Source organism: Streptomyces sp. NPDC002513 (assembly GCF_053595355.1).
Map to the genome: position 1 here is coordinate 102,660 of NZ_JBSFXK010000020.1, position 9,631 is coordinate 112,290.

Here is a 9,631-nt window from a genome sequence, read left to right on the forward strand (position 1 = left end):
CGAAGGGCCTCCCACCCACCATGACCGAGCAGCAACTGCCCGCCTGGGCCGACCCGTCCGTCTCCCCCGACCGCCTGGACGCCCAGGGCCTCTCCCGCCGCGGCCTGCTGCGCCGTGCCGGGCTGTTCGGCGCCGCGTTCGCCGTCGGTTCCCTCGCCACGCCCGCGGCAGCGGACGACCGGCGCCTCGGCGGCGACGACCCCCGCCTCGCGTACCTGGTCGGCGACCACCATGTGCACTCCGTGTACAGCCACGACGCGAAGTACACGTTCTCCCAGCAGGCCCGGGCCGGCGCCCGGTACGGCCTGGACTGGATGGTGTTCAACGAGCACTCCAACGTCGGGCACGCCTCGTACGGCGCGCAGATGGAGCACCAGGAGATCCTCAAGGCGCGCGCCGAGAACCCGCGCCAGCTGATCTTCCAGGGCCTGGAGTGGTACATCCCGGCCGCCGAGCACGCCACCGTGTTCGCGGCCCCCGGCCCGCACGAGGCCGATCTGCTCACCCGGTTCGAGCTGGCCTACGACGGCAAGCTGCTGGGCTACACCGAGGGGTCCGCCGGCGCCGCGGACACCACGCGCAACGAGGCCCACGCCGTCAAGGCCCTGCAGTGGCTGGCCGAGCAGCGCCGCTCGGGATACGTGGACGACGTACTGGTCCTCGCCAACCACCCGCTGCGGCTCGGGATCGACTCCCCGCACGAGATCCGCGGCTGGCGGGACGCCGCGCCCGAGATCATGATCGGTATGGAGGGCGCGCCCGGTGCCCAGGGCGCGGCGATCCCCGGCTGGCGTTCCTCCACCACCTCGATCCGCGGCGAGTACGAGAACAAGCCGTCCGCGCAGTCGTGGTCCGGCTACCCGGCGGGCGCCTATGTCACCTACGGCGGCTTCGACTGGGCGACGGCGACCGTCGGCGGACTGTGGGACGCGCTGCTCTCCGAGGGCAGGCTGTTCTCGATCACCAGCAACTCCGACGCCCACCGCGTGGTCTTCGACACCTGGAAGAACGGCGACTGGCTGCCGGGCCAGAACTTCGACAACACCGGCAGGCTGCCCGACCCGGTGAACACGGACACCCCGCAGCCGGGCAGCGACTTCTGGCCCGGCCAGTTCAGCCGCACCCACGTCGGGGTGACCCGTTACGGCTACCGGGCGGTGATGGCGGGTCTGCGCGCGGGCCGGGTCTGGGTCGACCACGGGCATCTGCTCGACGGGCTCGACGTACGGCTGAAGCGGGACGGCGACTCGGGGCGCGGGGTCACGCTGGGCGGCCGGCTGCGGGTCCGCAAGGGCGAGAAGCTCACGCTGGACGTGACCGTGACGGCCGCCTCGCGCCCCAACCCCCAGGGGATCCTGCCGCGCCTCGCGCAGGTGGACGTGATCCGGGGCGCGGTGCGCGGGCCGGTCGCCGACCGCGACACCTGGCAGGCGCCCGACACCAAGGTCGTCCAGACCAGGGATGTCAGCGGCCGCACGGGCACGTACACCCTGCGCTTCCCGCTCACCGCCGGGAGCGAGTCCTTCTACGTCCGGCTGCGCGGCAGCGACGGCAACCGTCACGGTGCCGGATTCCTCGGCGCCGTTGTCGACCCGCACGGGCCGGTCCCGCACACGCCGGGCGACGGCGATCCGTGGGCCGACACGTGGTTCTACGCCAACCCCGTCTTCGTGGAGGTGGCGGGCTCCTGACGGGACGCCGGTGCGTGAGGGCGGCGGGGCCGGGCATGGCGACGCGTCCGGCTCAAAGGGACGGCGGCGGGTCTCCCGCCGCTGCCCGCCGTCCTGTGCGGCCGACCGCGAGCCGGGGCGGCGTCCCTTCCGCCACGCGCGTCGGCGGCTCGCCTCGGGTCACGCGCCGAGCGGCGGGCCGCGGACCCGACCGTCCCGGGGGCGGGCCCCGTGCCCGCCTCTCGTGTCATCGCAAGTCCGCCCGGAACGCAGCCGGTGCCGTGTCGGTGTGCTGATGGAAGAACTTGGAGAAGTTCGCCGGGTCGGGGAAGCCGACGGCGACGCCCACGCGGCCGATCGGCAGGTCCGTGTGCGCGAGGAGGCGTTTGGCCTCCAGGACGACCCGCTTGTCGATGAATCCCTTGGGCGTCTCGCCGGTGGCGGCGCGCACGGCGCGCACCAGGGTGCGGCGGGAGTAGCCGAGGGCGTCGGCGTAGGCGCTGACGCTGTGGTTCGTGGCGAAGCCCCGCTCGACGGCGTCCCGGAACCGGGTGAAGGTGGTGTCGGCCTGACCGCGCGCCGCCTCGGCGGAGCTGGCCGCGAGGTGCCCGAGGCGGAGCAGGAACGCGGTCAGGGAGTGGCGCAGCACCGCCGTGTGCAGACTCCGCGGCAGGGTGGTCGCGTCCTCGTACTCGCGTTGCACCTGCTCCAGGGACGCGCGGAGCCCGGCCAGCTCCGCCGGGCCGGGGTGCAGCAGCGGCGGCAGGTCGTAGCGGTAGAGGCCCGTGGCCTCCACGGTGGCGCGTGGCAGGAAACCGGGCTGCATGGTCAGCACCATGCCGCGGTACTCGCTCGTCCGGGAGAAGCGGTGGATCTGGCCGGGGCGTATCCACAGCACGTCGCCGGCGCTCGCCCGGTGCTCGGCGAAGTCCACCATGTGCGACACGGGGCCGTCGTTGAAGAACATCACCACGTGGAAGTCGATGCGGTGGACGCGGTCCAGCGGCGCGTCCTGGTGCCAGATGCGGCCGGGCTCCATCGGGCCCACCTGGATGCCGACGCCGCGGACGCTCAGGTCGACCGGAAACGGGTACGTCCTGATCCCGTCACCGTCTTGGGTGGTTCTGTCCGCCATGTCGTTCTCGTGCCGCCTCGGTCCTGTTGCCGATGTCCCACTTTCACCGAAGGCTGACACAGGCGCACCTTCCCCCGCAAAAGTCAGACTTTTATGGTTGACGGTGTTCCGCCAGAGATGATGCATCCCGTGAGGACTTCTTGAAGATGAGTACGCAGAGCGCAGACGGATTCGAATGGACCGACCTCGACCGGCGAGCCGTCGACACGGCCCGCATTCTGGCCGCTGACGCCGTACAGAAGACCGGCAACGGCCACCCGGGCACGGCGATGAGCCTGGCGCCCGCCGCGTACACGATCTTTCAGAAGGTGATGAGCCACGACCCGGCCGACCCCGAGTGGACCGGCCGTGACCGCTTCGTCCTCTCCCCCGGCCACACCTCGCTGACCCTCTACACCCAGCTCTTCCTCTCCGGCTACGAGCTGGAGCTGGACGATCTGAAGGCGTTCCGCACCCACGGTTCCAAGACGCCCGGTCACCCCGAGTACGGCCACACCGCCGGTGTCGAGACCACCACGGGCCCCCTGGGCCAGGGCGTCGCCAACGCGGTCGGCATGGCGATGGCCGCCCGCTACGAGCGCGGCCTGTTCGACCCCGACGCCCCCGAGGGCACCTCCCCCTTCGACCACATGATCTGGGCGATCGTCTCCGACGGCGACCTGGAGGAGGGCATCTCCGCCGAGGCGTCCTCGCTCGCCGGCCACCAGAAGCTCGGCAACCTGGTCTTCGTCTACGACGACAACCACATCTCCATCGAGGGCGACACCGCGACGGCCTTCTCCGAGGACGTGCTGGGGCGCTACGAGGCCTACGGCTGGCATGTGCAGCGCATCGAGCCCGGGGAGAACGGCGACATCGACGTCCACGCGCTGTACACGGCGCTCAAGGCGGCGCAGGCCGAGACCGAGCGCCCCTCGATCATCGCGATGCGCACGATCATCGCCTGGCCCGCCCCGAACGCCCGGAACACCGAGGCCTCGCACGGCTCGGCGCTGGGTGAGGACGAGGTCGCGGCCACCAAGCGCGTCCTCGGCTTCGACCCCGAGAAGACCTTCGAGGTGTCCGACGAGGTCCTCGCCCACGCGCGCCGGGCCCTCGACCGCGGAGCCGAGGCGCACGCCGCCTGGGACAAGCGGATCGCCGAGTGGCGGGACGCCCAGCCGGAGCGCGCGAAGCTGTTCGACCGCGTCGTGGCGGGTCAGCTCCCGGAGGGCTGGGAGGACGCGCTGCCGGTGTTCGAGGAGGGCAAGGCGCTGGCCACCCGGGCCGCCTCCGGCAAGGTGCTCCAGGCCCTCGGCGCGGTCATCCCCGAGCTGTGGGGCGGCTCCGCCGACCTGGCCGGCTCCAACAACACCACCATCGACAAGAACAGCTCCTTCCTGCCCAAGGGCAACCCGCTGCCGGGAGCGAACCCGTACGGGCGCACGATCCACTTCGGCATCCGCGAGCACTCCATGGCCGCGGAGATGAACGGCATCGCCCTGCACGGCAACACCCGTATCTACGGCGGCACCTTCCTCGTCTTCTCCGACTACATGCGCAACGCGGTGCGTCTGTCGGCCCTCATGCAGCTCCCCGTCACCTATGTGTGGACGCACGACTCCATCGGCCTGGGCGAGGACGGCCCGACCCACCAGCCCGTCGAGCACCTGGCCAGCCTGCGCGCCATCCCGGGACTGAACATCGTCCGCCCGGCCGACGCCAACGAGACCGCGATCGCCTGGGCCGAGATCCTCCGGCGGCACTCCACCGACCCGGCCCCGCACGGTCTCGCGCTCACCCGCCAGGGCGTGCCGACGTACGCCCCCAACCCCGAGGCGGCCAAGGGCGGTTACATCCTGCGGGAGTCCTCCACCGGCACCCCGGACGTGATCCTGATCGCCACCGGCTCCGAGGTGCAGCTCGCCGTCGCCGCGCGCGAACAGCTGGAGGCCGAGGGCGTGGGCACCCGGGTGGTGTCGATGCCGTCCGTGGAGTGGTTCGAGGAGCAGTCCGCCGAGTACCGCGAGCACGTCCTTCCGTCGTCCGTGAAGGCACGCGTGGCGGTCGAGGCAGGCATCGCCCTGACCTGGTACCGCTATATGGGTGAGAGTGGACGCATCGTCTCCCTGGAGCACTTCGGTGCCTCCGCCGACGCCAAGACCCTGTTCGCCGAGTACGGCTTCACAGCCGAGCACGTGGCCACCGCCGCGCGGGAATCCCTCGCCGCCGTCCGTGGTTGATCCGACCGCACGAAAGAAGATGATCACAGTGTCCGAAGCAACCCCAGCCGCGGAGCCCCTCGAGCGTCTGTCCGACGCGGGCGTGTCGATCTGGCTGGACGACCTGTCCCGCAAGCGGATCGCCTCCGGCAACCTCGCCGAACTCCTCGCCACGAAGCACGTGGTGGGCGTCACCACCAATCCCTCCATCTTCCAGGCGGCCATCGGCTCCGGAGAGGGCTACGAGGAGCAGTTGGCGGACCTGGCGGAGCGCGGCGTGACGGTCGACGAGGCCGTCCGCATGATGACCACCGCCGACGTCCGGGCCGCCGCCGACATCCTGCGGCCCGTGTACGACGCGACGCACGGCCGGGACGGCCGGGTCTCCATCGAGGTCGACCCGCGACTCGCCCACCGCACCCGGGCGACCGTCGCGGAGGCCAGGCAGCTCGCGTGGCTCGTCGACCGCCCCAACGTGATGATCAAGATACCGGCGACCGAGGCCGGCCTGCCGGCCATCACCGAGGTCATCGGAGCGGGCATCAGCGTCAATGTGACGCTGATCTTCTCGCTGGATCGCTACCGCCAGGTCATGGACGCCTATCTGGCCGGCCTGGAGAAGGCCCGGGCCGCCGGGCTCGATCTGTCCGCCATCCACTCCGTGGCCTCCTTCTTCGTCTCCCGCGTCGACAGCGAGATCGACAAGCGTCTGACGAAGCTGGGCACGGACGAGGCGCTCGCGCTCAAGGGCCGGGCGGCGCTGGCGAACGCGCGGCTCGCCTACGAGGCCTACGAGGAGGTCTTCGCCGGTGAGCGCTGGCTCGCCCTCGCCGGGGCCGGGGCCAACAAGCAGCGCCCGCTGTGGGCCTCGACCGGGGTGAAGGACCCGGCGTACAAGGACACGCTGTACGTCGACGAACTGGTCGCGCCGGGCACGGTGAACACCATGCCGGAGGCGACCCTCGACGCCACCGCCGACCACGGCGACATCCGGGGCGATACGGTGACTGACGGCTACACGCAGGCCCGCGCCGACCTCGCGGCCGTGGAGCGGCTCGGGATCTCGTACGACGAGGTCGTCAAGCAGCTCGAGGACGAGGGCGTCGCCAAGTTCGAGGTGGCCTGGCAAGACCTGCTGGACGCCGTGACGACATCGCTGAACAGCAAGGGGGTTGACGCAGCATGAGCAAGGAGCGTCCCGACACGAAGGCATCTTCGGCCGGGGACAAGGCCGAGGGGACCGTGGTGACGGCGGCCGAGGAGACCGGAACTCCCGTGGCAGGGGCCTTCGACGCGGCCTCGGCCATCGGCGCCGCGGCCGAGAAGGCCGGCGGCCCGCTCCCGGTCGCCGACTGGGCCAACCCCCTGCGCGACGCCCGCGACCGCCGGCTCCCGCGCATCGCCGGTCCCTCCGGTCTGGTCATCTTCGGCGTCACCGGTGACCTGTCCCGCAAGAAGCTGATGCCGGCGGTCTACGACCTGGCCAACCGGGGCCTGCTGCCGCCGGGCTTCTCGCTGGTCGGGTTCGCCCGTCGCGACTGGGCCGACCAGGACTTCGCCCAGGTGGTGCACGACGCGGTCAAGGAGTACGCCCGTACCCCCTTCCGCGAGGAGGTGTGGCAGCAGCTCGCCGAGGGGATGCGGTTCATCCCCGGCGACTTCGACGACGACACCGCGTTCAAGCAACTGCGGGCCGCCGTGGACGAGCTGGACGCCTCCCGGGGCACCAGCGGCAACTACGCGTTCTACCTCTCGGTGCCGCCGAGGTTCTTCCCGAAGGTCGTCCAGCAGCTGAAGAAGCACGGGCTGGCGGACGCGCCGAAGGGCTCCTGGCGGCGCGCGGTCATCGAGAAGCCGTTCGGCCACGATCTGACGAGCGCCCGTGAGCTGAACGCGATCGTGCACGACGTGTTCGAGCCGGACCAGGTCTTCCGCATCGACCACTACCTGGGCAAGGAGACCGTCCAGAACATCCTGGCGCTGCGCTTCGCCAACCAGATGTACGAGCCGATCTGGAACCGGTCGTACGTCGACCACGTCCAGATCACGATGGCGGAGGACATCGGCATCGGCGGCCGGGCCGGCTACTACGACGGCATCGGCGCCGCCCGCGACGTCATCCAGAACCATCTGCTCCAGCTGCTGGCGCTGACGGCCATGGAGGAGCCCATCGCGTTCGACGCGGAGGCTCTGGTCACCGAGAAGCTGAAGGTCCTGAAGTCGGTGAGGCTGCCGGAGGACCTCGGCCCGCACACCGTGCGCGGGCAGTACGCGGAGGGCTGGCAGGGCGGCGAGAAGGTCGTCGGGTACCTCCAGGAGGAGGGCATAGACCCGCGGTCGAAGACCGACACCTACGCGGCGATCAAGCTGGAGGTGAACAACCGCCGCTGGGCGGGCGTCCCCTTCTATCTGCGCGCCGGCAAGCGGCTGGGCCGCCGGGTCACCGAGATCGCGGTCGTCTTCCAGCGCGCCCCGCACTCCCCCTTCGACGCCACCGCCACCGAGGAACTCGGCGAGAACGCGATCGTCATCCGGGTCCAGCCGGACGAGGGCATGACCGTGCGCTTCGGTTCGAAGGTGCCGGGTACCTCGATGGAGATCCGGGACGTCACGATGGACTTCGCCTACGGCGAGTCGTTCACCGAGTCCAGCCCGGAGGCGTACGAGCGGCTGATCCTGGACGTACTGCTCGGCGACGCCAACCTGTTCCCCCGCACCGAGGAGGTGCAGGAGTCCTGGCGGATCCTCGACCCGATCGAGGAGTACTGGGACAAGCACGGCAAGCCCGCGCAGTACTCCTCGGGCACCTGGGGTCCGAAGGAAGCCGACGAGATGCTCGCACGAGACGGACGGAGCTGGCGCAGGCCATGAAGATCGACCTGACCGACACCACGGCAAGCAAGATCAACAAGGCGCTGGTGCAGGGCCGCCGCGCCATCGGCACTCCCGCTGTGGGCATGGTCCTGACCATGGTCATCGTGACCGACGAGGAGAACGCCTACGACTCGGTCAAGGCGGCCGAGGACGCCTCGCGCGAGCACCCCTCGCGCACCCTGGTGGTCATCAAGCGGCACGCCCGCACCCCCTGGGAACGCACCCCCTCCCGGCTCGACGCCGAGATCCGGGTGGGCTCGGAGGCCGGCACCGGGGAGACCGTCGTACTACGGCTGTACGGCGAGGTGTCCGATCACGCCGACTCGGTCGTCCTGCCCCTGCTCCTGCCCGACGCGCCGGTCGTCGTGTGGTGGCCGGTGGACGCGCCGGCGAACCCCATCCAGGACCCGCTGGGCGCCCTCGCGCAGCGCCGGATCACCGACATGTACGCCGTCGAGCACCCGCTCGACGCCCTGAAGACCCGGGTCGCCTCCTACTCCCCCGGCGACACCGACCTGGCCTGGACCCGGCTCACACCCTGGCGGTCGATGCTGGCCGCGGCGCTGGACCAGGCGCGTACGAAGGTGACCTACGCGGCGATCGAGAGCGAGGCCGAGAACCCCAGCGCCGAGCTGCTGGCCCGCTGGCTGGGCACCCGGCTCAGCGTGCCGGTGGAGCGCATCGTCACCGGCGGACCGGTCATCACGGCCGTGCGGCTGGGCACCGACAAGGGCGAGATCGTCATCGACCGCCCCGAGGGCCCGCTGGCCACGCTGACCCTGCCGGGCCAGCCCCCGCGCACCCTCGCGCTGAAGGTGCGCCCCACCTCCGAACTGATCGCCGAGGAACTGCGCCGCCTCGACGCGGACGAGATGTACGCCATCGCCCTGCGCGGCGAGGGCGCCGAGGAGAACGCCAGTCATGTCTGACAGCCCCAGGCTCACCCGGCGCCCCGAGTGGACGGCCCTGGAGGACCACCGTGCGGGTCCGATGCTCCACCCCGACCTGCGCGGGTTCTTCGAGCGGGACCCCGGGCGGGCCGAGCGCCACACCGTCCGCGTCGGCGACCTGCTGATCGACTACTCCAAGCACCTGATCACCGACGAGACCCTCGCCCTGCTCCAGGAGCTGGCCACCGCCACCGACGTGTTCGGCCGCAGGGACGCCATGTTCCGCGGCGAGAAGATCAACGTCACCGAGAACCGGGCCGTTCTGCACACCGCGCTGCGCGCCCCGCGGGACACGGTGATCGAGGTCGACGGCGAGAACGTGGTGCCCCAGGTCCACGCGGTCCTCGACACGATGGCCGACTTCGCGGACCGGGTCCGCTCGGGCGAGTGGACGGGCCACACCGGCAAGCGGATCAGGAACATCGTCAACATCGGCATCGGCGGCTCGGACCTGGGCCCGGCGATGGCCTACGAGACGCTGCGCCCGTACACCGCACGAGAGTTGACGTTCCGCTTCGTCTCCAATGTCGACGGCGCCGATCTGCACGAGGCGGTGCGGGACCTGGCCCCGGCGGAGACGCTGTTCATCGTCGCGTCCAAGACGTTCACCACGATCGAGACGATCACCAACGCGACCTCGGCCCGGTCGTGGCTGCTCGACGCGTTCGACGGCGACGACAAGGCGGTCGCCCGGCACTTCGTCGCGCTGTCGACGAACGCCGGGAAGGTCACCGAGTTCGGTATCGACCCCGACAACATGTTCGAGTTCTGGGACTGGGTCGGCGGCCGCTACTCCTACGA

General features: G+C 70.9%; 6 protein-coding genes and 1 pseudogene. 6 read left to right on the forward strand and 1 reads right to left on the reverse strand.

What is annotated here, in order from left to right; translation table 11 throughout:
- Positions 1-20 precede the first annotated feature (20 nt).
- A complete protein-coding gene (locus ACWD5Q_RS16320) occupies positions 21-1,691 on the forward strand; it encodes a histidinol-phosphatase (RefSeq protein ID WP_451427651.1) in 1,671 nt (556 codons plus the stop codon).
- 226 nt (positions 1,692-1,917) lie between these two features.
- Here ACWD5Q_RS16320 and ACWD5Q_RS16325 read toward each other — a convergent pair whose 3' ends face one another.
- Complete coding sequence (locus tag ACWD5Q_RS16325) at positions 1,918-2,805, reverse strand: helix-turn-helix domain-containing protein (RefSeq protein ID WP_451427652.1); 888 nt, start codon at positions 2,803-2,805, stop codon at positions 1,918-1,920.
- 146 nt (positions 2,806-2,951) lie between these two features.
- Between ACWD5Q_RS16325 and tkt the strand changes: the two genes are divergently transcribed.
- From tkt to ACWD5Q_RS16350, 5 genes and pseudogenes are all read left to right on the forward strand, one after another.
- Positions 2,952-5,027, forward strand: a complete 2,076-nt coding sequence (tkt, locus tag ACWD5Q_RS16330; RefSeq protein ID WP_451427653.1) for a transketolase — start codon at positions 2,952-2,954, stop codon at positions 5,025-5,027.
- A 19-nt stretch (positions 5,028-5,046) separates the two neighbouring features.
- Positions 5,047-6,192, forward strand: coding sequence for a transaldolase (gene tal / locus ACWD5Q_RS16335; protein ID WP_451427654.1), 1,146 nt, complete (start codon positions 5,047-5,049; stop codon positions 6,190-6,192).
- Positions 6,189-7,877 carry a glucose-6-phosphate dehydrogenase gene (zwf, locus tag ACWD5Q_RS16340; RefSeq protein WP_451427655.1) on the forward strand — a complete coding sequence of 563 codons (1,689 nt, stop codon included), beginning with the start codon at positions 6,189-6,191 and terminating at the stop codon, positions 7,875-7,877. The genes tal and zwf overlap by 4 nt, the downstream gene beginning before the upstream one ends.
- On the forward strand, positions 7,874-8,809 hold the full coding sequence (gene opcA / locus ACWD5Q_RS16345) for a glucose-6-phosphate dehydrogenase assembly protein OpcA (protein WP_451427656.1): 936 nt from the start codon (positions 7,874-7,876) through the stop codon (positions 8,807-8,809). Before zwf ends, opcA begins: the two co-directional genes overlap by 4 nt.
- Positions 8,802-9,631 (forward strand): annotated as a pseudogene (locus tag ACWD5Q_RS16350) (glucose-6-phosphate isomerase); the annotation flags it as partial. The gene opcA and the pseudogene ACWD5Q_RS16350, both read left to right, overlap by 8 nt.

Bases quoted from the DNA above. Each gene is read 5' to 3' on its own strand.
- tkt (WP_451427653.1), top strand. From the start codon at position 2,952: ATGAGTACGCAGAGCGCAGACGGATTCGAATGGACCGACCTCGACCGG.
- ACWD5Q_RS16325 (WP_451427652.1), bottom strand. From the start codon at position 2,805: ATGGCGGACAGAACCACCCAAGACGGTGACGGGATCAGGACGTACCCG.
- zwf (WP_451427655.1), top strand. From the start codon at position 6,189: ATGAGCAAGGAGCGTCCCGACACGAAGGCATCTTCGGCCGGGGACAAG.
- ACWD5Q_RS16320 (WP_451427651.1), top strand. From the start codon at position 21: ATGACCGAGCAGCAACTGCCCGCCTGGGCCGACCCGTCCGTCTCCCCC.
- opcA (WP_451427656.1), top strand. From the start codon at position 7,874: ATGAAGATCGACCTGACCGACACCACGGCAAGCAAGATCAACAAGGCG.
- tal (WP_451427654.1), top strand. From the start codon at position 5,047: ATGATCACAGTGTCCGAAGCAACCCCAGCCGCGGAGCCCCTCGAGCGT.